Source organism: Rothia sp. HMSC076D04, from assembly GCF_001814645.1.
Taxonomy (GTDB): domain Bacteria; phylum Actinomycetota; class Actinomycetes; order Actinomycetales; family Micrococcaceae; genus Rothia; species Rothia mucilaginosa.
On sequence record NZ_KV817360.1, the window covers coordinates 49,662 to 74,034 of the forward strand.

General features: G+C 60.3%; 20 protein-coding genes. 14 read left to right on the forward strand and 6 right to left on the reverse strand.

Annotation, left to right across the window (positions count from 1 at the left end; translation table 11 throughout):
• Both HMPREF2980_RS00530 and HMPREF2980_RS00535 read left to right on the forward strand, forming a co-directional pair.
• A complete protein-coding gene (locus HMPREF2980_RS00530) occupies positions 1 to 987 on the forward strand; it encodes an alpha-ketoacid dehydrogenase subunit beta (RefSeq protein WP_070615321.1) in 987 nt (328 codons plus the stop codon).
• Positions 988 to 1,086: 99 nt separating this feature from the next.
• The gene (locus HMPREF2980_RS00535) at positions 1,087 to 2,562 is read left to right on the forward strand and encodes a dihydrolipoamide acetyltransferase family protein (protein WP_070642360.1); all 1,476 of its coding nucleotides are present in this window, start codon (positions 1,087 to 1,089) and stop codon (positions 2,560 to 2,562) included.
• A gap of 159 nt (positions 2,563 to 2,721) precedes the next feature.
• Here HMPREF2980_RS00535 and HMPREF2980_RS00540 read toward each other — a convergent pair whose 3' ends face one another.
• Genes HMPREF2980_RS00540 through HMPREF2980_RS09475 form a run of 3 tightly spaced genes read right to left on the reverse strand, consistent with a single transcriptional unit; the run spans position 2,722 to position 4,679 of the window.
• Positions 2,722 to 3,834: a hypothetical protein gene (locus tag HMPREF2980_RS00540; protein ID WP_070689743.1), complete on the reverse strand. Its 1,113-nt coding sequence runs from the start codon at positions 3,832 to 3,834 to the stop codon at positions 2,722 to 2,724.
• Positions 3,835 to 3,867: 33 nt separating this feature from the next.
• Positions 3,868 to 4,530, reverse strand: a complete 663-nt coding sequence (locus tag HMPREF2980_RS00545) for a sugar O-acetyltransferase (RefSeq protein WP_049357338.1) — start codon at positions 4,528 to 4,530, stop codon at positions 3,868 to 3,870.
• Positions 4,530 to 4,679 (reverse strand): hypothetical protein, encoded by a 150-nt coding sequence (locus HMPREF2980_RS09475; protein WP_005504480.1) that lies wholly within the window; start codon positions 4,677 to 4,679, stop codon positions 4,530 to 4,532. The genes HMPREF2980_RS00545 and HMPREF2980_RS09475 overlap by 1 nt, the downstream gene beginning before the upstream one ends.
• A 147-nt stretch (positions 4,680 to 4,826) precedes the next feature.
• Between HMPREF2980_RS09475 and HMPREF2980_RS00550 the strand changes: the two genes are divergently transcribed.
• The 4 genes from HMPREF2980_RS00550 to HMPREF2980_RS00565 all read left to right on the forward strand — a co-directional run bounded on the left by HMPREF2980_RS00550 (position 4,827) and on the right by HMPREF2980_RS00565 (position 9,687).
• Positions 4,827 to 6,593 (forward strand): long-chain-fatty-acid--CoA ligase, encoded by a 1,767-nt coding sequence (locus HMPREF2980_RS00550; RefSeq protein ID WP_070689744.1) that lies wholly within the window; start codon positions 4,827 to 4,829, stop codon positions 6,591 to 6,593.
• Positions 6,594 to 6,904: 311 nt separating this feature from the next.
• Positions 6,905 to 7,789 carry a MetQ/NlpA family ABC transporter substrate-binding protein gene (locus HMPREF2980_RS00555; protein WP_005507550.1) on the forward strand — a complete coding sequence of 295 codons (885 nt, stop codon included), beginning with the start codon at positions 6,905 to 6,907 and terminating at the stop codon, positions 7,787 to 7,789.
• A gap of 146 nt (positions 7,790 to 7,935) precedes the next feature.
• On the forward strand, positions 7,936 to 8,991 hold the full coding sequence (locus HMPREF2980_RS00560; protein WP_044150078.1) for a methionine ABC transporter ATP-binding protein: 1,056 nt from the start codon (positions 7,936 to 7,938) through the stop codon (positions 8,989 to 8,991).
• Positions 8,992 to 9,687 carry a methionine ABC transporter permease gene (locus HMPREF2980_RS00565; protein ID WP_012902834.1) on the forward strand — a complete coding sequence of 232 codons (696 nt, stop codon included), beginning with the start codon at positions 8,992 to 8,994 and terminating at the stop codon, positions 9,685 to 9,687.
• 120 nt (positions 9,688 to 9,807) lie between these two features.
• On the opposite strand, the gene HMPREF2980_RS00570 is transcribed toward HMPREF2980_RS00565, so the two are convergent.
• The 3 genes from HMPREF2980_RS00570 to HMPREF2980_RS00580 all read right to left on the reverse strand — a co-directional run bounded on the left by HMPREF2980_RS00570 (position 9,808) and on the right by HMPREF2980_RS00580 (position 13,134).
• Positions 9,808 to 10,572, reverse strand: a complete 765-nt coding sequence (locus HMPREF2980_RS00570; RefSeq protein WP_049340883.1) for an HAD family hydrolase — start codon at positions 10,570 to 10,572, stop codon at positions 9,808 to 9,810.
• A gap of 175 nt (positions 10,573 to 10,747) precedes the next feature.
• Positions 10,748 to 12,166 (reverse strand): FtsX-like permease family protein, encoded by a 1,419-nt coding sequence (locus tag HMPREF2980_RS00575; RefSeq protein WP_005508160.1) that lies wholly within the window; start codon positions 12,164 to 12,166, stop codon positions 10,748 to 10,750.
• Positions 12,166 to 13,134 carry an ABC transporter ATP-binding protein gene (locus HMPREF2980_RS00580; protein ID WP_044150924.1) on the reverse strand — a complete coding sequence of 323 codons (969 nt, stop codon included), beginning with the start codon at positions 13,132 to 13,134 and terminating at the stop codon, positions 12,166 to 12,168. Before HMPREF2980_RS00580 ends, HMPREF2980_RS00575 begins: the two co-directional genes overlap by 1 nt.
• Positions 13,135 to 13,399: 265 nt before the next feature.
• On the opposite strand from HMPREF2980_RS00580, the gene HMPREF2980_RS00585 reads away from it, so the two are divergent.
• From HMPREF2980_RS00585 to HMPREF2980_RS00620, 8 genes are all read left to right on the forward strand, one after another.
• A complete protein-coding gene (locus tag HMPREF2980_RS00585) occupies positions 13,400 to 14,689 on the forward strand; it encodes a histidine phosphatase family protein (protein WP_070689745.1) in 1,290 nt (429 codons plus the stop codon).
• Positions 14,679 to 15,143 (forward strand): VanZ family protein, encoded by a 465-nt coding sequence (locus tag HMPREF2980_RS00590; RefSeq protein WP_070604178.1) that lies wholly within the window; start codon positions 14,679 to 14,681, stop codon positions 15,141 to 15,143. Before HMPREF2980_RS00585 ends, HMPREF2980_RS00590 begins: the two co-directional genes overlap by 11 nt.
• A 400-nt stretch (positions 15,144 to 15,543) precedes the next feature.
• Positions 15,544 to 16,335 (forward strand): DeoR/GlpR family DNA-binding transcription regulator, encoded by a 792-nt coding sequence (locus HMPREF2980_RS00595; RefSeq protein ID WP_049353963.1) that lies wholly within the window; start codon positions 15,544 to 15,546, stop codon positions 16,333 to 16,335.
• On the forward strand, positions 16,335 to 17,285 hold the full coding sequence (locus HMPREF2980_RS00600) for a 1-phosphofructokinase family hexose kinase (RefSeq protein WP_005508167.1): 951 nt from the start codon (positions 16,335 to 16,337) through the stop codon (positions 17,283 to 17,285). The genes HMPREF2980_RS00595 and HMPREF2980_RS00600 overlap by 1 nt, the downstream gene beginning before the upstream one ends.
• A 192-nt stretch (positions 17,286 to 17,477) precedes the next feature.
• Positions 17,478 to 19,484 carry a PTS fructose transporter subunit IIABC gene (locus HMPREF2980_RS00605; protein WP_070689747.1) on the forward strand — a complete coding sequence of 669 codons (2,007 nt, stop codon included), beginning with the start codon at positions 17,478 to 17,480 and terminating at the stop codon, positions 19,482 to 19,484.
• A gap of 100 nt (positions 19,485 to 19,584) precedes the next feature.
• Complete coding sequence (gene ptsP, locus HMPREF2980_RS00610) at positions 19,585 to 21,279, forward strand: phosphoenolpyruvate--protein phosphotransferase (protein ID WP_070633682.1); 1,695 nt, start codon at positions 19,585 to 19,587, stop codon at positions 21,277 to 21,279.
• Between the two features lie 233 nt (positions 21,280 to 21,512).
• A complete protein-coding gene (locus HMPREF2980_RS00615; RefSeq protein ID WP_005504506.1) occupies positions 21,513 to 21,791 on the forward strand; it encodes an HPr family phosphocarrier protein in 279 nt (92 codons plus the stop codon).
• A gap of 471 nt (positions 21,792 to 22,262) precedes the next feature.
• The gene (locus HMPREF2980_RS00620) at positions 22,263 to 24,338 is read left to right on the forward strand and encodes a threonine/serine exporter family protein (RefSeq protein WP_246823618.1); all 2,076 of its coding nucleotides are present in this window, start codon (positions 22,263 to 22,265) and stop codon (positions 24,336 to 24,338) included.
• Positions 24,339 to 24,373 lie beyond the last annotated feature (35 nt).

The window sequence follows — 24,373 nt, forward strand, 5'->3', positions numbered from 1 at the left end:
ATGAGCGAGAAAATTGAACGTTTGACCCTCGCCAAGGCGATTACCCGCGGCCTGGAAGACGCCATGGAAACCGACCGCACCGTTGTCATGCTCGGTGAGGATATCGGCAAGCTTGGTGGCGTGTACCGTGTGACCGAGGGCCTGCAGGCGCGCTTCGGCAACCGCCGCGTTATGGATGCGCCCCTGGGAGAGTCCGGCATTATCGGCACCTCCATCGGTATGGCGCTGCGCGGCTACCGCCCCGTGCCGGAGATTCAGTTCGACGGCTTCGTGTTCCCCGCCTACAACCAAATTACGAGCCAGCTGGCGAAGATTCACAACCGCACCGATAAGCAGTACACGGTGCCGGTGACTATCCGCATTCCGTACGGTGGCGTGATTGGTTCGGTGGAGCACCACTCCGAGTCCCCGGAGGCGCTGTTCGCCCACACCGCGGGTCTGCGCATTGTGACCCCTTCGACCCCGCACGAGGCGTACTGGATGACCCGCAAGGCGATTGAGTGCCCCGACCCGGTCATTATTTTTGAGCCGAAGCGCCGCTACTGGCTCAAGGGTGAAGTGGACTTTAACGACACTTCCTTTGATCCGTTTAGCGCCCAGGTGGTGCGTGAGGGTACGGACGCGACCATCGTTGCGTACGGTCCGCTGGTGCCGGTTGCTTTGGCTGCGGCAGAGGCTGCCGTGGAGGATGGCCGCTCGATTGAGGTCATTGACCTGCGCTCGATTTCGCCGCTGGATGTGCCGACCGTTGCCGCTTCGGTGGCGAAGACTGGCCGCCTGATTGTCGCGCACGAGGCGCCGACCTTCGGTGGCATGGGCGGTGAGTTGGCTGCGGCGATTACGGAGCGTTGCTTCTACAGCCTGCAGGCGCCGGTGATTCGCGTGGGCGGCTACTACATGCCGTACCCGGTGTCCCGTGTTGAGGAAGAGTACGTGCCCGATATTGATCGTATTCTTGAGGCGGTTGACCGCGCTTTTGACTACTAGGCATTCCCTGATCTGACGTATCAGCGTGTTGCGCTATTGCGGGTTGCGAGCCCGCACAGAATATTCCGTATAGGGTATATGCCCTAGTGAGAGGTAAAAATGTCCCAGATTTTCCCGCTCCCTGACGTGGGCGAAGGCCTGACCGAAGCAGAAATCCTCAGCTGGAAGGTGGCAGTCGGCACCGAGGTCGCCATCAACGACGTCCTCGTCGAAATTGAAACCGCGAAGAGCGTCGTGGAACTTCCCTCGCCCTTCGCCGGCACCGTCGAGGCGCTGCTCGTTGCCGAAGGCGAAACCGTTGAGGTGGGCACCCCGATCATCAGCATCTCCGGCGGCGACAACGCACCCGCAACTCCAGCGGCACCCGCCGCGGCAGAGGCTGAGTCCGGCACCGCACTGGTCGGCTCCGGCCCCAAGGCGGACGCTGTGAAGCGCCGCGCCCGCAAGCGCCCCGCCTCCGCAGCCCAGCCCGCACAGGCCGCTGCGGCACCGGTCGCACCGGCTGTTCAGGCACCCGTGGCGCACACCCCCGCTGACTCGGCGAACCGCAACCAGGGCCTGCTAAGCGAGCTGGCTGAGCGTGCCTCCCGCTTTGTGGAGAACACCCCGCTGAACTCGGTGGTGCAGCGTCTGGCGCCCGAGCCCGCAGCGGCTCCCGCACCGACTTTGGCTCCTGAGCAGGTTCCGCACCGCCCGACCCTCGCGCCGCCTCCGGTGCGTCTTGCCGCAAAGGAGCTGGGTGTTGACCTGGCGAACGTGACCGCTACCGGTGCGCGCGGCCAGGTGACCAAGCAGGACCTCATGAACTATGTGGCGCACCTGAGCGATGTGCAGCATAGCGGCGCCCGCCAGCCGTTCTGGCAGCCCGCAGCCACCCCCGGTGACCGCATTGAGCGCATCCCGGTGCGTGGCGTGCGTAAGGCTACCGCGAAGGCTATGGTTGCTTCGGCGTTTAGCGCCCCGCACGTGTCCATCTTCGTGGATGTTGATGCCTCCCGCACCATGGAGTTCGTGAAGCGCCTGAAGAAGTCCCGCCACTTTGAGGGCGTGAAGGTCACCCCGCTGCTGGTACTTGCCGCCGCGGTCATTTGGGCTGCTGAGCGTAACCCGCAGGTCAACGCGACCTGGACCGATAGCGAAATCCAGATTAAGCACTTCATGAACCTGGGTATTGCTGCGGCGACCCCGCGCGGCCTGATGGTTCCGAACATTAAGGACGCTCAGGAGCTGTCCCTGCGTGAGCTGGCTATCGCGCTGAACAACCTGACCACTCGCGCCCGTGAGGGTAAGACTCAGCCCGCTGAGATGGCGAACGGCACCCTGACCATTACGAACATCGGTTCGCTGGGTATTGATACGGGTACCCCGATTATTAACCCCGGTGAGGTGGCGATTGTTGCCTTCGGTACGATCAAGCAGAAGCCGTGGGTGGTTGATGGTGAGGTCATTCCTCGCTGGGTGACGACCCTGGGTGGCTCCTTCGATCACCGTGTGGTGGATGGCGACCTGTCAGCTCGTTTCATGGCTGATGTGGCTGCGATTCTTGAGGAGCCTGCACTGCTGCTGGACCACTAAGCGGAACATTTTGGCTAGTCAGCGCCGTATTGCTGGGTAGCTAAGGCCGTTTAGGATACAGATACTTAGATACAGAAAACCTCCGGTACCTTTCGTAAGGTACCGGAGGTTTTCTGCACGTTTTATCCCTATCGCAACGAGGCGCGGGTGCTTAGAAGACTAGGCGTCCTCGCGTGCCACCTGGTCGCTCGGGTACTTGTCCACGCGGCGGTGGTACAGGCGTCCCAATAGGCCGCCGAGGATAGCGCCGAGGAAGCTCAACGCCAGAACCAGCAGAACCGCGAGCAGGCCGTTCGCGAAATCGCCCGCAATCAGCTTCTGCAACGACAGGGACGCGACACTATTCTGGAACAGCTGAGGCATGAGGAAGGTCGCCAGGGATCCGAGGATGAGCGCCATAATCTGCCAGAGCCACACGGCAATGCCCTGCTTCGCGCCGGCGAATCGTGCCATGCGTCCCGCCGCGTAACCGCCCACCAGGTAAGCGAAGAAAATGAGCACACTCAACGCCACCGCGACCGGCACGGCGTTCGACGCGCCGCTGAAGAGTCGGGAGACCACCGAGGCGTATTCGATGGACTCGCTCTGACCGGTCAGGGTCAGCCACGACTGGATAGCCCACAGGCCACCGTCCATGAGGGAGATGGTGATCAGCCAGCCGAGCAGGCCGGGCAGTAGGTGCATGCGGGAGTAGCGGCTCTTCTGCATGGACAGTGCGGTTGCGGCGGTGAGGATGGGTTCCGAGCCAGCGGCATCACCTGCGGGGGTGGGGATGACGAAGTGGTCATCTGCCGCGGGGGCAGCCTGCGGGGCGCTGGGTGCCGCATGGGCGTTGCCGGGTGCGGGCACCTCGTAGCTTGCCGCTGCGGTCGGTGCGGTAGGGGGTGCGCTAGCTACGCCGCCGCGCACGTTGTCCGTGCTGGGGGCTGCAGGCTTGTCGAGCCAGCTGAGGTTGTCGGTAGCGGGTTCGCCCAAGTCAGCGCCGGAGTCTGCACTTTGAGCGGTGCTGTTTGCGGAGAGGAGCGGCTGCGTTGCGGTAGCCGCCTCGGTGAGGGGGCGGGTCGCATCCTGCGAGGACTGCGCGGAGGACTGAGCCGAAGAGGCCGCCTCACGCGCCTTTTCGTGGGCGCGGCGTGCCGCGTTCAGCTCCTCATCGGTCAGAATCACGGTGGGGTCGTCGGAGGAGAATGCCGCCTCCCACAGGTCACTTTCGGTGGGGGAGGACGCCGCGGCGGCCGGGCGCTGCTGCGGGGGGTTGTTCTGTGCGTTCATTAAATCCTTTGGATTCTAGTCCTGGGTGCTGATTTAGCGGTTGCGGTCAGCGTAGAAGGCGCGTGCTTCTTCCAGGGCTTCTGCGGAGTAGGTGTGCGGGTATGCCGGGCGTTCGTTCTCGTCCAGGGTGCGGATGACGCGGCCGGGGTTGCCCACCACGAGGGAGTTAGCCGGGACGTCCTTGGTGACGACGGTGCCCGCGCCAATCACGGAGTTCTTGCCGATGGTCACACCGCCCAGGATGATGGCGCCGCCACCGATCCAGACGTTGTCTTCAACGGTGATGGGCTCGCCACCTTCCCAGTATGCGGCGCGGTCGACCGGGTTGAGCGGGTGGGTGGGGGTGAGGAACTGTACGTTGTTGCCGACGAGCACGGTGGAGCCGATGCGGATCGGGCAGACGTCCAGGAAGACGCAGCCAAAGTTGAAGAAGGAGCCGTCACCAATATAAGTGTTCACGCCGTAGTCGAAGCGTGCACCGGGGCGGATGTGCGAGTGCTCGCCCAGGTGGCCGAGGTGTTCACGGTAGACGTGCATTGCCTGTGCCTGCTCGCCGCGTGCGTAGTGTTCTTCGGCGAGGACGGTTGCAGCGTGGATGCGCTTAGTCTGCGCGGCGCATTCGGCGTCGGGCATGTAGGCGGCGCCGGAGACCATGCGGTTGAAGATGTCGCCGTTGGGGCGCTGCGGGGTGTGCATTAGTGGGCTCCTCCCAGAAGGTAAGCAAGTGCGATGATGGCCATTCCGAACAGGATGACGACTCCTCCGGCGATAGCGAATCGTTTGGAAATTTCGCGGAGGAGCTTCTTGAACTGCTCGTCAGTGATGTCTTGCTGTCGTTTACTCATGCTTTAAGTATCCCAGAGTTGCGGGGTTCTGCCTTAGTGTTTCGGTGTTTATTGCGGTATCTGGGGTGGGTGTACCGTGTGATTTTCAGCGTGGAAAGAAACGGTGCTGAGTTGAAGCGTGAGGGTGTGGGAAGGCACAATCAATGCATGACTGAGGCTCAGAAGAACACGAACCTGCAGGATGCGGCGGCACCTGCATCCCCCGCTGGCGTATCGGCTGGTACGCATCCGTTGGCGCATCGCCCCTGGTTGAAGAATTATTCTTCGTGGACTGCCCGCGATATTGAGCTGCCCGAGACGTCGCTGAGCCACCTCATTGACGAGGCGGTCCGCACCGTACCCCACAAGGTGGCGCTGGAGTTCTTTGGCGCGACCACAACCTACGCTGAGTTGGGGGACCAGATTGAGCGTGCTGCGGAGGGTCTGCGTGTGGCTGGTGTGCAGGCGGGTGACCGTGTGGCGCTGATTTTGCCGAACTGCCCTCAGCATATTGCGGCGTTCTACGCGATTTTGCGTCTGGGCGCGATTGTGGTGGAGCATAACCCTCTGTACACGGGCGCGGAGTTGCGCCACATGTTTGAGGATCACGGCGCGAAGGTCGCGATTGTGTGGGATAAGATCGCCTCGCATATTACGGGTCTTCCGGCGGATATCCGCCCGAACCATATTTATTCGGTGAACATGATTTCGGCGATGCCCGCGCTGATGCGTACCGCGCTGAAGCTGCCGTTGAAGAGCGCGCGTGCTTCGCGTGAGAAGCTGACCGGTCCTGCGCCGGGTACGGTGTCGTGGGCTCAGCTGGTGAAGAGCGAGCGTATTGACCCGTCGCATCGCCGCCCGACGGCGCACGATATTGCGCTGCTGCAGTACACCTCGGGTACGACCGGCCTGCCAAAGGGCGTGATGCTCACGCACCGCAACCTGGAGTCTAACGGCCGCATGGGTGAGGCATGGATCAACCCGGGCGATGACGAGGTGATTTACTCGGTTCTGCCGCTGTTCCACGCGTACGGTATGACCCTGGGCGTGACGATTGCGTCGCTGTGCCGTGCCCGCCTGGTGCTGTTCCCGACCGTGGACATGGACCTGATTTTGAAGGCGATGAAGAAGACCCGCCCGACCATTCTTCCTGCGGTTCCGCCGGTGTATCGCCGCCTCATGGATGAGGCGAAGAAGCGCGGCGTGTCCCTGGAGGGTATCCGTTACGCGGTTTCTGGTGCGATGAACCTGCCGCCTGAGCTGGTTGCCGAGTGGGAGGAAGCGTCCGGCGGTTTCATGGTGGAAGGCTACGGCCTGACCGAGTGCGCGCCGCTGGTGTCCTGCAACCCGCTCAATGACACTCGCCGTGCCGGTTTTATTGGTGTTCCGTTCCCCTCCACCGATATTCGTGTGGTGGACCCGGAGACCGGCGAGGACGTGCCTGATGGTGAAGAGGGCGAGCTGTGGGTGAAGGGCCCTCAGCGTTTTGCCGGCTACTGGAAGCGTGAGGACGAGACGGCGAAGACCATCACCCCCGAGGGTTGGTTGCGTACCGGCGATATTGTGCGCCTGGACGAGGACTACTTCATTCAGATTGTCGACCGCATTAAGGAAGTCATTATTACCGGCGGTTTCAACGTCTCCCCGACGGAGGTTGAGGTCGCCCTCAAGCAGCACGATATGGTCGCGGATGCGGCGGTAGTCGGTATTCCGTTGCCCGCCGGTGGCGAGATGGTGGTCGCCGCTGTAGTTCCCGCCCCGGGCCGGGTGGTGCAGGAGCATACTCTGCGTGAGCACTGCTATTCGAAGGTGACTCGTTATAAGGTTCCGCGCCGCATCGTGGTGGTGGATGATCTGCCCCGTTCGATGCTGGGTAAGGTTCTGCGCCGTAAGGTGCGTGAGCAGCTGATTGCTTCGGGCGAGTTCGATCAGTAGGTTGATTCCCCACCGCCCGTAACGGGTGGCACTATGGACGCCGGCTTGGGTTTTTGTACCCCGGGCCGGCGTTTTGTGTGCGCCTGAATACACCGTCAATGACGCTTTGTGACCTGGCAAATAATCACCGCATGACGAATTGTGACAAAATATGACGACCTTGACGTTCTGTGTCTCATGAATAGCCATTAACTTCCACACCCGCCCTTGTGCGTGCTGTAATTGTCCCATCATCATTCCCATCGGATGTGCTAGTACCAACGTGAGCACCCGGCGGAACGCATCATCATTCAACAGAAAGATTCATAGCCGTGAAGAAGTTTGCTGCTGCACTCGCAGTTGTCCCCATGGTCTTTGGCCTGGCAGCCTGCGGTTCCACCAACTCCTCCTCTTCCTCCTCTTCCGCATCTAAGAAGGTCACCATCGGTGTGGTTGGCTCTGAGAAGTTCAACAAGACCCTGAAGGAAGAAGCTAAGAAGCAGGGTATCGACATTGAGTTCAAGGAGTTCAGCGCTTACACCGAGCCGAACCCCGCACTGGACGCCGGTGACATCGACATGAACCGCTTCCAGCACATCGCGTACCTGTCCAACTACAACGTGAGCGCTAAGAAGGACCTGCAGATTGTCGGCCCGACCGTCATCTACCCGATGGCTCTGTTCTCCAAGAAGCACTCCAAGTTGGCTGACATCCCCCAGGGCGGCGAGATCGTTATCCCGAACGACACCGTGAACGAAGCACGCGCTCTGAAGCTGCTGAAGACCAACGGCCTGGTTACCTTCAAGAACGCTGATGTTGACGCACCCACCATCGACGACGTGGACACCGCTAACTCCAAGGTGAAGGTCACTCCCGTCGACGCAACCCAGACCGTGGTTGGCATGGAGTCCGCTGATGGCGCAGTCGTCAACAACGACTTCCTCAAGGATGCAGGTCTGAAGCCCGCAGACGCCCTGGCTCAGGACGACCCCAAGACCGACCCCTCGGCAATCAAGTATGTGAACCTCTTCGTTGCTCAGAAGGACAAGGCTGACGACGAGACCTACAAGAAGATTGTTGAAATCTTCCACACCAAGCCCGTCATGGATGTTGTTCAGGAAGAGACCCGCGGCACCGCTGTTGAGGTCAACGTGAGCACCGACGAGCTACGTCAGTCCCTGGCTAACGAAGAAGCCAAGCTGCGCGCCAAGAAGTAATCTTCTAAATACACGCCTCCTCTAGGCATACGCAAAGGCGGTAAGTCTAAGCACCCGATGCGGGTCACGACAGGCTTACCGTCCTTTGCGTAACGGCGTTAATGCCCTTTAGCGCCCCAACCACGACATACAACGGATACAAACTTATGAGTGAACTGGTACAGAGCTTCGGTGACAGCACCGAGCCCATGGTGGTTCTGGACGGAGTCTCCAAGGTCTTCGGCAACGGCCCCAAGGCAGTAGTTGCTGTGGACAACGTCTCCCTCAGCATTAACCGCGGCGAAATCTTTGCAATTATCGGCTACTCCGGCGCCGGTAAGTCTACCCTGGTCCGCCTCATCAACGGCCTGGAAACCACCACCAGCGGCACCCTGACCGTTGGCGGCTTCGAGATTTCCGGTAAGCGCGACTCCGAACTGCGTGAAGCACGCACCAATATCGGCATGATCTTCCAGCAGTTCAACCTGATGAACTCCCGCACCGTGCTCGGTAACGTCGAGTTCCCGCTGAAGATTGCCGGCTGGTCTAAGAAGGACCGCCGCGAACGCGCCCTGGAAATGCTTGAGTTCGTGGGTCTTGCCGACCGTGCAGGTCATTACCCGAACCAGCTTTCGGGTGGTCAGAAGCAGCGTGTGGGTATTGCTCGTGCGCTCGCGACCAGCCCCGCCCTGCTGCTGGCGGATGAGTCCACCAGCGCGCTGGACCCGGAAACCACTCATGAAGTTCTTGCGCTCCTTAAGCGTGTGAACCGTGAACTGGGTGTGACCGTCGTGGTGATTACCCACGAGATGGACGTGGTCTCCAGCATCGCTGACCGTGTGGCTGTCATGGAGTCCGGCCGCGTGGTGGAGCAGGGCAACGTCTACGACGTCTTCTCCAACCCGCAGACCGACGTGGCAAAGCTGTTTGTTGCGACCACCGTCAAGCTCGCCCCCACCGGCAAGGAAGCGGCTGAGCTGCGCGCAAACCACAAGGGTTACCTCATCAACGTTGAAATTGTGGAGGGTAACCAGGAGCTCGGTAAGGTGCTGTCCTACCTGGGCGCCCGTAACGTCCGCTTCAACATTGTGGGCGGCGGTATTGAGACCCTGCAGGGTAAGGCGTACGGTACCCTCACCCTGGAACTCCTTGGCGAAATCACCAGCATTGATGCCGCCGTTGCCGAACTGAAGACCGTTGCCCGCGTGCAGGAGGTGCGCTAAATGTTTGCTACTACTCTTCCGCTGGCTGCGTCTAAGACGGACTGGTCCGAGTTCCTGCCCGAGAAGCTGCTCCCGGCTATCGGCGATACGTTCTACATGGTGTCTATCACCATGCTGTGCGCCGGTCTGGTCGGCCTGATTGTGGGTGCTCTGCTGTACACCACCCGTGAGGGCAACATCTTCCAGAACCGTTTCGTGTACACGATCCTGAATATTCTGGTGAACGTGATTCGCCCGATTCCGTTCATTATTTTGATTGCGGCTTTGGGCCCGCTGACGAGCGCCGTGGTGGGTACCCGCCTGGGCGTGAATGCGGCGGTCTTCGCAATGAGCTTCGGTGCTGCATTCGCTATTGCCCGTATCGTGGAGCAGAACATGGTCTCCATTGACCCGGGCGTGATTGAGGCGGCGCGTGCGATGGGCGCTTCAAAGCTGACCATCCTGTTCACCGTGATGATTCCGGAGGCGCTTGGTCCGCTGATTCTCGGTTACACCTTCCTCGTCATTGGCGTGGTGGATATGTCCGCTATGGCCGGTTACGTGGGTGCCGGTGGTCTGGGTAAGATCGCGATTGTGGACGGCTACCAGCGCTTTAACGATGAGATCACCTGGGCTGTTGTGGCGATTATTATCGTCCTGGTTCAGCTGGTTCAGTTCATCGGTAACTTCCTGGCGAAGAAGGTTATGCGCCGATAGGCTCATGCCCCCATGGGCACAGCTGATAAAGCATAGAAGACCCCCGGTCTGCTCTTGAAGAGCGGGCCGGGGGTCTTTCTTGATGCCGCCTGCCAGGTGAGGCGGTGGGGCGGGTGCCTCTTAGTTCTGCGCCGCCTCCGACTGCTGTGCCGCCTCAAGCTTGGCGATCCAGGTGCGTGCCGCCTCCCAGAGCTGCGGGTCATTAAACGAATCGAAGCGCCCAAAACCGGCCGGTGCCTTTGCCGGGTCGGTGCCTTCCGGAACGTAAATCATAACCTTTGTACCGGCGTCACGTGCCGCCTGCGCGCCCGCGGGGGAGTCCTCGAACGCCAGCGCCTCGTGACCTTCAAAGCCGAGGCGATGTGCCGCCTCCAGGTACATGTCCGGGGCGGGCTTACCGGTGGGAACGTCGTTGCTGCTGACCCAGGTGCGCACCAGCGGGGCGTAACCGTAGCTTTCCATTTTCAGGGTCAGAATGTTCGCGGTGGAGTTCGACGCCACCGCAACCGGCATGTGCTCGCTCAGGAAGCCCAGGAACTTCTGCGCACCCTCAATCAGGTCCACGCCGGAGCTGATGACCTCGTGCTCGGTGGTGAGCAGGTCCTTCATCACGCGTTCATGGTGTTCGGCGTACTCTGCGGAGGCGGTGTCCGGCTTCTGACCGTTCTGCGCCTCGTAGGAGAGCAGGGCAAGCTCCTGCGCGACGTCGGCTGCCGCCAGGCCGGTGAGGCGGTGCTCCACCTCTTCGGTGAAGGGAACAGACCAGCGGGCGAAAAGCTCACGCTGCACATCGTTCCAGACGGTCTCGGAGTCGAGGAGGATGCCGTCGCAGTCGAAGATTGCGCAGCGGGGGAACCATTCGGGGGGTACTGTGTGTTCAAACATAATGTCAGTCTCTCACAGGGCTTTAGGCTATGGAAGCGGTGGCCCGGTGCGTGAGAAAACATGCAGGGCGCAAACCGGGCGAGGGCACAAAAGCACGCAACACAAACGTTGGACATGAAGAAACCCTCCCGCCGCATCCACTGAGAACGCAACGGGAGGGTAGCAGCCGTACAGCTTAGAGAGCGGACACCGGCTTATGAGTCACCTGACGCATAAACGGAATGGTCGCCAACAGGCCCACATAGACCAGCGCCAGACCCAGTGCAATAGCGCCGAAGGTCATACCGAACATCTTCGTCAGAATCTCACCGGAAAGACCCTGCGCCGCAATCAACGCCGTCAGCGGCAGACCCAGCAGCGCAGAAACCACGCTAATGAGCACCAGCGGACCGAAAACCACGGTAAGGCGCGAAGCCTGCAACATCCTCGTGGGGGTACCCATCATATTCAGCGAAGAGTACAGCGAACCACGCTCGTAAATGGCGGCGCTCTGGTTCAACACTGCGGAGAGGGTGACCAGCAGGTACGAGAAGAACAGCATGAGCAGCATGCCCTGGAACATGTCCGACATGATGGTCATGAAGGGGCCGGCGGCGGGGCCTACCTCCTTCGCCGTTTTGTTCATCTCACCCGCCAGAATCAGGATGGGGCCGAAGAAGGTCACCAAGAAGGTCGACAGTGCCACACCCGAAACCTGACGCCACGCCCCGCGCGGGGACTCCAGCACCGCACGGTAACCCAGCAGAACCGACGCCTTCTGGGTCATGCGCACACGAATCTTTGCGTACGCCCACACCAGGAAGGTACCAATCAGGTCGATAGCAACCATCATCAGCAGACCCGGCAGAGCAATGAAAATCGCTAGGTTCTTAATCGCGCTATCGGCACCGCCGTCCTGGAAGGGTGAGAACATGCTAAAACCCTTCGAGGTCGAAGCCAGAATCATCACGGCAATGACCAGAACAACACCGATACCCAGAGCAATGTAACCGGCGGAACCGGCCTTCGCGCGGGTACGCACACCCAGCGGGCTGATGCTGACCTTCGCCAGACCGAAGAGGGAGCTAAGAGCCGCCAGAACCATACAGCCCAGGAAGCAGTAGAAAATCACGCTCACCGGCAGGAGCATATTCTCAGCACCCAGCGGAACGTTCATGAAGTGCAAAGCGCCGAACGGGAAAATCAGCACCAGGTAAAGCAACAGACCGATAATGAAGCCCACGAGGGAGTACACCAGCGCGTCCGCAACGGACAGACCCACAATCAGGGTCGTGGAGGCACCAATCAGACGCAGGGACGCCAGACGCTCATCACGGCGGCGGGCACTCAAACGAGCAGCCGAAGCGCCCAAGGTAAAGAGCGGAACAATCAGCACCAGAGCGGCAACCCACGCCAAACCCATGTAGAGCTTCTGAATGCCCATCAGGTTGATCATTTCGTGGTCAACGTTGGCGTGCTCAAGCCACGTACTCAGCGCCTGAACACCACCGGCAACCGTCAAAAACAGTGCCGAGGAGGCGGCAAAAGCCAGCACGGGAAGAATCGCCTGCGAACTCCATAGGGTTCGCTTGGCGAGTAGAGCATAGATTTGCATTATGCACCTGCCTGAGACTGAGCGCCGAAGCTCTGAGCGTGGTTCTGGGAAGCGGGAACACCGCCCTGGTTATTGCGCTGATCGCTCACAATCTGACCGTCCTGCAGGTACACCACGCGGGAGCACGCCGCCGCCACGTTCGGGTCGTGAGTAACCACCAGCAGAGTCTTACCCTGCTGCGGAATCATGGTCAGCAGCAGAGCCATCACCTCACGCGCGGTCTTCGAATCCAGCGCGCCGGTCGGCTCATCCGCGAAAGTCACGGGGGCACCGTTCACCTGGGAGCGGGCAATCGCCACACGCTGAGCCTGACCACCGGACATCTCGCCCATACGGCGGTCCAGCATCTGACCCAAACCCAGGCGGTTCAGCAGATCAGCCGAAATGGAACGCGCCTGCTGGCGGGGAACACCGGCAATCATCGCGGCGAGGGAGACATTCTCCTCTGCGGTCAGCTCGGGAACCAGTAGACCCTGCTGGAACACGAAACCAAACGAGTTAGCGCGCAGGGAGGTGCGCTCACGCTCACTGAGGGACTCCACCGCCACCTGACCGGTCGGGCCATTGAACAGCACAGAACCGGCATCGAGCTTGATAATGCCCGAGAGCGCGTGCAACAGGGTGGTCTTACCGGAACCGGAAGGACCCATAATCGCCACGGACTCGCCGGGGAAAATATCCAGGCTCACGTTACGCAGCACCGGGTTATTGCCGTACGACTTGTGCAGGTTACGGGCAGAAATAATCGCGCCGCGCGCGAAGGGCGCCTGCTGCATCTGCTGAGGTGCCTGAGCCGGGTAGCCCTGCGGCTGACTCTGATAGTAGCCCGCCTGGCTCTGCTGAGCCTGCTGGGGCTGACCCTGCTGAGCGGAATACTGACCGGCAGGCTGCGCCGCCTGCGGAGGGGTCATTGAGTACGGGTTCTGAGCCTGGAACTGCGGGTTCTGAGATTGAGGATTCTGCGTCATGACAACCTTCATTGGGTATGAACTAACGGAAGTACTCTTCTATCATCTCAGCTTCTCGGCAGCTCACCCCTCCGTCTGGGGGCTGAAAAATATGGGAAAACCCTGAAAAAATTCGCCCGACCGGGTGCTCAACCACCCCGCAGCTCATACCGCGGTATGAGTGCGCCTCAGCAGAAGGGATAAGCCGCGCACCCCTTGAACTGCACCGAGGCCTTGAACTGCGCGGCGGCCTTGAACTGCATGGAGGCAGTGCCATACTAGAAGGATGACCGACGCACAGAACACCCCCATCATCACTCCGGTAGCCGACCCCGAGGCAGGAACCCGCATCATCTTCCTACGCCACGGCCAGACCGACTGGAACATTGACCACCGCTTCCAGGGCGGCACCGACATCCCCCTCAACGACACCGGCAGAGAACAGGTCCGCACCGCTATCGGCGCCCTGAAGCAGGCAGCAGCTGAAGGCACCACCGTGGACGCTATCGTCTCCTCGCCGCTCTCCCGCGCCGTAGAAAGCGCCGAAATCGTAGCCGAAGGCCTGGGCGTACCCTACCGCGGTGCCGTTGACGGCTTCCAGGAACGTTCCTTTGGCGACTTGGAAGGGCAGATCGCTACCCGCGAGCTGATCCTCGCCTCCCGCCAGTCCAACAATGCTTTCAATGTGGAACCGAAGAAGGACTTCCTCGCCCGCTCCCTCGCGGCGCTGAACCGCGTCCGCCGCGAATACGAGGGTCAGACCGTTGTGGTCGCCGCGCACGGCATGCTGATTGCCATGACCATGACCGCCCTGGTCGCTGAACGCCATCCCGAACTGCTCAACGAGGACGGCATCTACCCGATCCCCGTGAACGCTTCCCTCACCGAGGTGCCCCTGCAGTACCTGGACGATGCCATCGACCGCCTGGTCGTGCAGCATCTGGAACCTGAGCTGGGCCCCGAGGAAGTACCGGCGGGCGCCGAGAACACGACCCTCACCCTGATTCGCCACGGCCAGACCGACTGGAACAAGGCGAACCTGATGCAGGGCATCACCGACATTCCGCTCAATGACACCGGTCGCGAGCAGGCACGCACCACCGGCAAGAAGCTCGCCGACATGGGCCTGGAGTTCACCGTGCTGGTGTCCTCGCCGCTCTCCCGCGCCCACGAGACCGCGCAGCTGGTCGGTGAGCACTTCGACCTGCAGGTGCACAAGACCTACCCCGAGCTGGTGGAACGCGCCTACGGTGCCGGTGAGGGCCTGGACATTCCCGCCCCCGAACGCCGCGCCCCCGAACGCTACTACCCGAATGTGGAATCCGAACGTGACGTGTACATTCGTGCGGTGCGTACCCTGCGCAATATCGTGCGTGAACTCTCTGAAGCCTCGGGCGACCAGAAGATTATTGCTGTCAGCCACGGCAGCTTTATCCGCCGCGCCCTCTCCGCCGCAGCTGGTGAAGAATGGACCGTGACCGTGCCGAACGCCGAACCGCTCACGATTGACGTACCGGGCCTGTTCGCGTGGGATTCGACCAAGCAGTTCGACGAGGTGGGTCGCCTTGTCTGGTAAAGAATGGTCTGGCGCTCGCGTGTGGCGGCTGATTCTCTGGCCCGTCACGGCGCTGTACTGCGCGGTGGTGGCGAGTATCGTGTTCGCCCCCGTGCACGTGGACGATAACGAGATGGGCGGCCGCCTGGCGCAGCTACTGGATACCGGCCACGCCGAGGGGTGGCTGCCTGCGTTCATCACCTATTCGAGCATTGAGCAGCTTTCGAACGTCATCATGTTCATTCCGGGCGGTTTTCTTTTCGCCCTGCTACTCAAACCGAAGGCTCGCCCGCACGTGCTGTACTCGGGATTTTTGGTCAGCGCCTGCATTGAGACAATCCAGAGTTTCATGCCTGATCGTACCGGCGATCCGGTGGATGTGCTGATGAACGGTTCGGGTGCACTGCTGGGTGCGGCGGGTGCTTTGGGGGTACATCGTTGGCGTCGCGTGCGTCGTGAACGTCAAGGTAAATAAGGTTCTGTGCCCGGTGGAGGCGCTGGTTTCGAGGATTCTCGCTGAGGATTTTCGGAGCTAGCGCCTCCACTTTTTATTCTGTGAGGGCGCCGTGTAGGTGTTGGATACTGTGCGGATGAGGGGGGAGCGGGAAAACCCAACAGTTCATTAGGTCAAACAGACATAAACAGGCAACAGCTCGCAAATAGGTGTGGTTTCGGTAGGGAACATTCGGGTAATATTCCGGTAAATACAGCGTTTTATATTGACTTGCCCACAAAAACCCACATAAAATCAAGTATTACCCTAAAGCGTTCTGTCGGTTCGCTGAAACCATGTCTCTCACGGTCCTGAAAGCCGAGCAGAACGCAGAAAAGAACGCACAGATTTCCTCCCACTAGCCCAAAGGAACACCAGATTTATGTTCGCAGAAGAACGCCGTGCCGAAATTGCAAAGCTTGTTGCCTCCGCACGTCGTGTCAACGGCGCTGACCTTGCGCGCCGTTACGATGTGACCATGGAGACCGTGCGTCGTGACCTCGCCGCACTGGAAGAGGCAGGTAAGCTCCGCCGTGTCCACGGTGGTGCTGTCACCATTGAGCAGTCCACCTCCCTGGAGTCCTCCATCTCCTCCCGACAGGGCATGAACACCCCCGAAAAGCGCCGCATCGCCACCAAGGCATACCAGATGCTGCGCGACTCCGAGGCGGGCTCCATCGTCCTGGACGCAGGCTCCACCATCGAAATTCTCGCCGACCACATCGGCGCTGAGAACTTCAGCCTCAAGACCGGCAATGACCGCATCGTCATCACCCATGCACTGCACATTGCAGTCAAGCTCGCCGAAGCCGAAGGCGTCACCCTCGAGCTGGTCGGTGGCCAGCTGCGCAAGATGACCTGGGCTGCTGTTGGTGCACGCGCCGCAGAGCACTTCGGCACCATGCGCCCCGACATTGCGTTCATCGGTGCCAATGGCATTGAAGCGCATTTCGGCATCTCCACCCCCGGCATGAACGAAGCCATTGTCAAGACCGCGATCTGCAAGTCTGCTCGTCGCGTGGTCTTGCTCTGTGACTCTGCGAAGTTCGGTCAGGAATCTCTGGTCCGCTTCGCTGGATTCGAGGATATTGACACCCTCATTACCGATCGCGAGCCCGAAGGTGCCCTCCGTCAGGCACTTGAGGCCGCAAACGTTGAGATTGTGATTGCCTAATGATTATTACTCTGACTGCAAACCCCAGCCTGGACCGCACCATTGAACTGGGTGCGCCTTTGGCTCACGGTGCCGTGCAGCGTGCTGTCGGTGCCGTACAGGATCCCGGCGGCAAGGGCGTGAATATTTCGCGTGCCCTGCAGGTTTCCGGTGTGCCGACCCTCGCCATTGTGCCCGGTGAAGCAACCGACCCGGTGCTGACCGCACTGCAGGCTGTGGACGTCGAGTTCGCTAACCTGCCCACCGGCGAGCCGATTCGTTCGAACATCACCGTGGTTGACCCGGACGGCACCACCACCAAGCTGAACGCCCCCGGCACCGTTTTTGATGCTGAACTACGTCAGAAGCTGGACGAGCTGGTGGTTGAGCGTTCCAAGGGTGCCGACTGGGTGGTTTTGGCTGGTTCGCTGCCTCCGGGTCTGGAACCGACCTACTACTCCGAGCTGGTGGCGGCACTGCGCGCCTCCGGCTACGAGGGCAAGATTGCTATTGATACCTCTGAGGCGCCGCTGATTGCGACCGTCGCCGGTGAGCACAAGCCCACCCTGATTAAGCCCAACTCGGAGGAGCTGGCTCAGCTGACCGGTAGCGATAACTGGGAGGAGCTGGAGGCTAGCCCCGAGCTGACCGCCCGCACCGCCCAGAAGCTGCTCGGCGACGGCATCGAGTACGTGCTTGCCACCCTCGGCGGCGGCGGTGCAGTGCTGGTCACTGAGCAGGGTATCTGGCATGCTGTGCATGAGCCGATTCAGGTTCGTAGCACTGTGGGTGCCGGTGACTCGTCGCTGTCTGGTTTCTTGATTGCTCACACCCGTGGTGAGGATGCCCCCGGTTGCCTGGTTCAGGCGGTAGCTCACGGTTCGGCTGCTGCTGCTCTGCCCGGTACCCGTATGCCTTCGCTGGAGCAGACCACTCCTGAGAAGGTCACTGTTCGTCAGCTACAGCTCTAATCCGGGCTGTTTTCGCACCTCCAGCTTTTATTCTCAGAAGGGAATATAAGATGGGGTGCTGTGCGCATATGTACACACATATCCGCACGCTGCACACTCAACACACACTGCGCACACTTTGAACTCATATAGGGGAGAAGCCCGGCACCGCTGAGCAAATCCCCCGCCCCAACACATACCCGAGGAGGGAATATGTCTGATCTGATCACCGCAGATCTCGTCCTGCTGGACGAGAACCTCGGCGAGACCCGATTCGACGTAATTGCCAAGCTCGCCCAGGCAGTCGTAAATGCCGGACGCGCTACCGACTTCGAGCAGCTCTACGCGGCTGCCGAGGCGCGCGAATCCAAGACCGACACTGGTATCCCCGGCGGTATTGCGATTCCGCACTGCCGCAGTGCCGCCGTCACCGAGCCGACCCTGGCAATGGCACGCCCCAACCCGGCAGTTTCCTTCGGTGCAAAGGACGGCCCCGCCGACCTGATTTTCTTCATCGCTGCACCCGATGGCGCTGACCAGGCTCACCTGAAGCTGCTCTCCACCCTGGCACGCTCCCTGATGAAGAAGAGCTTCACCGCGTCCCTGCGCGAAGCCTCCTCGGCTGAAGAGATCGTTGAGCTGGTTAACGGTGCGCTTGGCGTGGGCGAGAAGAAGGCAGAGGCTAAGCCCGCCGAGGCTGCGCCTGCCGCTGCGCCTGATGCTGAGAAGGAAACCCCCGCTGCTTCGGCTCCGGTGAAGAAGATTGTTGCTGTGACCGCGTGCCCCACCGGTATCGCCCACACCTACATGGCCGCCGACGCCCTCAAGTACGCCGCCGAGGAACTCGGCTACGACCTGAAGGTTGAGACCCAGGGCTCCTCGGGCAACGAAACCCTGAGCCAGGCCGATATTGACGCCGCAGACGCCGTGATTTTTGCGGTGTCCGTGAACGTGCGTGAGCGTAACCGCTTCGCAGGTAAGCCCTTCGTTGAGTCTCCCGTCAAGCGCGGTATTGACGAGCCGAAGGAAATGATTGCGGAGGCTCTGGCTGAGGCCGAGAACCCCAACGGTGCACGTGTTGCCGCTGCCGCATCCAGCGGTGAGGATAGCGCAGGCGCTACCGATGGCGCTTGGGGCTCGCGCATCTACAAGGCCGTGATGACCGGTATCTCCTACATGATTCCGTTCGTTGCCGCCGGCGGTATTCTGGTTGCCCTGGGCTTCGTTTTCGAGGCAATCACCATGCCGAACCTCGGTGATGTGGATACCAAGGCTATCTTGGGTTCGGCAACCCTGTTCAACCTCGGTGACGTGCACTGGACCCTGTACCTGGGTGCTGTTCTGCAGACCATCGGTGGTTTCGGTCTGAGCCTGATGGTTCCGGCTCTTGCCGCGTACATTGCGTACGGCTTGGCTCAGCGTCCCGGTATTGCTCCGGGTTTCATCGCCGGTTCGGTGGCTCTTGCGGTGAACGCGGGCTTCCTTGGCGGTATTGTTGGCGGTATTCTCGCCGGTCTGATTGCGTACGCTCTGGGCACCCTGAAGCTGCCCCGCTGGCTTGGCTCGATGATGCCCGTGGTCATCACCCCGCTGGTGACTTCTCTGGTCGCCGGCCTGGCAATGTACCTGCTGCTCGGTGCGCCCCTGGCTTGGGTTATGACTACCCTGCAGGATTGGCTGACCTCCATGTCTGGTGGTTCCGCTCTGCTGCTGGGTCTGATCCTGGGTGCAATGATGGCTTCTGACCTGGGTGGCCCCATCAACAAGGCTGCTTACCTCTTTGCAACTGCTGGCCTGTCCTCGGGTGCGACCGTGAACCAGGAAATCATGGCTGCCGTCATTATTTCCGGTATGGTTCCGCCGCTGGCTATGGCTCTGGCAACCACCCTGCGCCCCAAGCTGTTCAACGAGAACGAGCGTGAGAACGGTAAGGCTGCGTGGCTGCTGGGTGCATCCTTCATCTCTGAGGGTGCTATTCCCTTCGCTTCGGCTGACCCGGCTCGCGTGATTCCTTCGACCATTGTTGGTGGCGCTATTGCCGGTGCAATCTCCATGGGTGCGCACGTGGCTTCCCCGGCTCCGCACGGTGGTATTTGGATTATTGGTCTGGCGCAGAACCCGCTGATGTTCCTGGCGGCTGTTGTTGCCGGTACCGTCGTTTCGGCGCTGCTGTACGTGGTGCTGAAGTCTTTGGGTGCCCGCTCTAAGGCATCCGCATAAAGGCCGTATAACCTCACCTTCATTTGATCGTCTGTTTGCAGGCGTGAGCGTGAAAAAACACGTTACACTGTAGACAAACCACAGATAGGACATGAACTCTATGACTACCTACAAGGGCGTCGGCGTATACGCCGGCCGTGTTATTGGCCCCGTTCTTCAGATGCCTAAGCCCATCGAGGAACCCAAGGATGGTCTGCGTCTGAGCGGCGAGACCGCTGAGGCTGCAGCGCAGCGCATTAAGGACGCATCGGTCCGCGTCAAGGAAGACCTGCTGGCTCGCGCAGAGAACGCAAGCCGCGACGGTAAGGCTGTTCTGAAGTCCACCTCTCAGATGGCTACCGACCGTGCACTCATCAAGAGTGCTATCAAGCTGGTTGAGAGCCAGGAGATGGCTCCCGAGCGCGCTATCTGGGAGGCTGCAACCTCCTTCGCTGACCAGATGGCTGCCCTGGGTGGCTACATGGCTGAGCGCGTCACCGACATCCACGACGTGCGTGCCCGCATCGTCGCTGAGCTGACCGGCCAGCAGGCTCCCGGCATCCCCGTTTCTGATGAGCCGTTCATCCTGGCTGCTATTGACCTGGCACCGGCTGATACCGCGACCTTGGACCCCGAGAAGGTTATCGCCCTGATCACCTCTGACGGTGGCCCCCAGGCACACACCGCTATTCTGGCTCGCGGCCTGGGCCTGCCCGCTATTGTGGCTGCTAAGGGCGTGACCGACATTGCTGACGGCACCATCGTCTACGTGGACTCCAACGAAGGCATCGTTGACACCGAGCCCACCGACGCTGACCGCGAAGCAGCAATCAAGTACGCAAACCGCAAGCCGGTCGCTGACTTTGACGGTCAGGGTGTGCTGGCTGACGGCACCCGCGTTCCGCTGTACGCAAACGTTGGTGACGGCAAGTCCGCTGAGAAGGCTGCAAGCCTGAAGGCTGAGGGCGTTGGCCTGTTGCGCACCGAGTTCGGCTTCCTGGGCCACGACGCTGAGCCTTCCATCGAGACTCAGGCTAAGACCTACAAGTCCGTGTTTGACGCATTCCCCGGCAAGCACATTGTGGTTCGTACCCTGGACGCTGGCGCTGACAAGCCCCTGCCGTTCCTGAACGTGAACCCCGAGGAGAACCCCGCACTGGGTGTTCGCGGTTTCCGTACCGACTGGACCGTTCCGGGCGTTCTGACCCGCCAGCTGGAGGCTATTAAGGCTGCTTCGGAGAACTCTGACGCTGACATCTGGGTTATGGCTCCGATGATTTCGACCACCTCCGAGGCACGCAACTTCGCGAACATGCTCAAGGAGATCGGCCTGCCCGTTCACGGTGTGATGGTTGAGACCCCCGCAGCTGTGATGAACGCTGAGGCTATCCTGGGCGAGGTCGACTTCGTATCCATTGGTACCAACGACCTGACCCAGTACACCATGGCGGCTGACCGCCTGCTGGGCGACCTGGCGCACCTGAACAACCCCTGGCAGCCTGCAGTGCTGAAGATGATCAAGATGACCGTTGAGGGTGCTCAGCGTGCATCGGTCACCGCGGGTAAGAAGAAGTACGTGAGCGTCTGTGGTGAGGCTGCGGCTGACCCGGCTCTGGCTGTTGTTCTGATTGGTCTGGGTGTTGACACCCTGTCCATGAACGCTGGCGCTATTCCCGCTGTGGCTGCGGTTCTGAAGTCTGTGACCAAGGAGAAGGCACAGCAGATTGCGGCTATCGCTCTGCAGCAGATTTCTTCTGCTGAGGCGAAGGAGAGCGCACGCCAGGCTCTGCCGATTCTGGACGAGCTGGGCCTCTAAGCCTTAAAACGATTTCGGGGCTGCCTGCCGCTCCTTGGTGGGGTGTGCTGGGCGGTGCCTGAGTCCATGAAAATGCCGGGTGCGGAGTTTTATTTCTGCATCCGGCATTTTTGTACTTGTTAGCGTACGGCTGAACGGTACAATTTATAGAGTAAGGGCGGGTCCTGAAGCGCCCCGTTCATTTAGAATAGGGACTGATATATTTTTGGTTCCTTGATCAAAGGAGAAACATAATGGCAGAGCGCGAAGCCACTATTGCAAGCCGTGTTGGCCTGCACGCACGTCCGGCAGCTATCTTCGCTGAGGCAGCTGGCGACCTCCCCGTTGAGGTGACCATCGCTGCTAAGGGTGAGCCCGCAGATGAGGCTATGGACGCTGCATCGATTCTGTCCCTGATGTCCCTGGGTGCAAAGCACGGCGACGTTGTTGTCCTGCGCGCTGAGGGCGAAGGTGCTGAAGAGGCTCTGGACTCGCTGGTTAAGATCCTCGAGACCGACCACGACGCTGAGTAATTGACTTTCGCCTCTGAGGTGACCCCGAGCGGTACGCTTCAGATGCTGTGAAGGCTAATAGCCTTAAGGCGTGAATATCCCGTCACTTCGGTGGCGGGATATTTTTTGTTATGAATAATTCATTTTTTTATTGAGGTGCGAGTGGGGGATATTTCTATGCAAATCTTAATGTATATATAACCTTTATTTTTCCTCGAAAATAGCTCTAGAAATATCTCCCAAAATATCTTCTGAGCAGTAATGACCTGGATTTCTCTTCATATCAATGAAGCCTTCTGCCGTAAGTGCCGCAGAGCGCTTTTTGCTCACAAAATCACCGGGCAGAAAAGTGATATTTCTGCTCTCCAGTGCTACCGCAGAATCGTGCCCTTGTTAGACTAAAAAGGCACTGTCTATCTGGGAGGGACATTGGCAGAATCGAGGAACACCCCCGCGACCCCCACATCGCGGGAAGCTTCGCATGCAGACGAAGTGAACACTGCCGCAACGGAAGGAAGCGAGCAGAATACCACCGCGGGCTACATCGCCGGTAAACGCGGTTTTCCCCTGGTTTCACTAGACCAGGTCACCGACGAGAAATTGCGCCGCGTGCTGGCTCAGCATGCTACCTCCGCGACAAGCCAGGAGGGTACCGTCTCTGCAGAAGCTGTCAGCGAGGTACTGCAGGAGGCCGCAGCGGATATGGGTATCACCGCGCAGGAGCCGGTTGAGCCCACCTGCGACCCCGAACTGACCCCTAACGGCCACGGCGCGCGTACCGTCATTGACCCCTCCCTTGTGCCTGATTATGAGCTGGACGCGTACCGTGAGGACCCGACTCCCGTCACCTCCAGCAATATGGTGACCGAGGAGGCGCTGACCCGCCCCTCCCAGCCGGTGCCCATGACCGGCATGATTCCGCAGGTGCCTAACTCTCACGCAGCCCGACGCTACGGTGCGGATCCTACCGCAATGCCGAAGACCGGGCCCGTCTCGATGCCCACCACCTCCGTACCGCTGGTTGAGGGCGGCTCTCGCGGCCTATTTGGGCGCGGTAGCGGTGGTCGCTGGGGTTCACGTCGCTTCCGCTCCTTCGTGCGCACTGAGGAGGCGGCACCCGCCGCCCCGCGCGGTGCCCAGCGCATTGCGCAGCGCCAGTTCGTGCCGACTATCCGGTCTGACGAGCATGAGCGTCGTGAGGCGTTCCGCCGTGAGAAGGAGTACGCACGCGATACCCTGAACTTCACCCTGCGCCTGGCGGAGGCGATGTTCCACTACGGTGCGGACGCAATGGATGTGGACTCGGCGATTATTGCGGTGTCTTCGGCGTACGGGCTGGATTCGGTGGAAGTCGACATTACGAACCAGTCGGTGACCATCAACTACACTTCGGACCCCGATATTTACATGGAATCCCGCATCGCCAAGCGCAATGCGAACGCTGAGGAGCGCTTTACCCATACCCTGGTGCGTGTGGTGCGTTCCTCCACGGAGAACTACGAGGCGCTTTCTGAAGTGTACGGCCTGATCTACAAGATCACTCGGGGCGGTATGACCCTGGAAATCGCCGATTTGAAGCTGAACCAGATTACGCACCGACCCAAGCCGTTCCCGCCTCTGGTGGTGTGGTTGGCGAACCTGGCGTGTGCCGGAACCCTGACGGCGGCGCTGGGTGCAAGTTTTGCGACGGCGTTGAGTGCGGCGATTATTTTTATTCCGGTGTACCTGCTGATTCAGTGGTTGAGTTCAATTGGTATTCCGGCGTTCTTCCGTATGGCTGCTAGTGCGGGTCTGATGACCTTCTTGGCGATTTGGCTGGGCGGTGAGGGATCCATTCTTTCGGTGTTGCAGCGTCAGGGGGAGGCGATTTCGGCGCCTCTGGTGGTGGCTGCGGGCATGATTATGTTCTTGCCGACTCCGCGCCTGGTGGGTGCCGTGCAGGACGCGATTAATGGCTTCCCGGTGACGGCTGCGGGTCGTTTCGTGTCTACGGGCATGAGCTTCTTGGGTCTGGTGGTTGGCATTGCGACCGCGGTGAGTGCGATCAATATTTTCAACGGCCCGACCCTGGATATTGAGCAGCTGCGTTTTGAGCCGACGACCCCGCTGGTGGCGTCGTTCTTCTTCCTGGTGGCGATTGCGACCTTTGCGATTACCTTGCAGACGAAGCTGGTGAAGGTCGGGTGGCTGATGGTCATTACGGGCTGCGGTCTGGCGGCGTATTACGGTTATGAGTTGCTGGCTGGCCCGAGTACGGGCCGCGGTCCGACGGCGTGTGCGGCGGTTGTGATTGGTGCGTTGAGCACGTATTTTGCGTACCGTCTGCATGTGCCTCAGGCGATCTTCTCGATTCCTGCGATTACGTTCTTGCTGCCGGGTCTGTCGTTCTTCCGCGGCATGTATCTGTTGACGGTTGAGACGGACGTGATTCTGGGTATGCAGAATATGATTACGGCGGTTTCGATTGTGGTGGCGATGGCTTCGGGTGTTGCGTTGGGTAATTACACGATGCAGTATGCGCTACAGCGTTTTACGACTCCGCGAAACGTGGAACCGGCGGATTCTTAGCCCTTTTTCAAGGGTATATAGCCAATATTGCATAT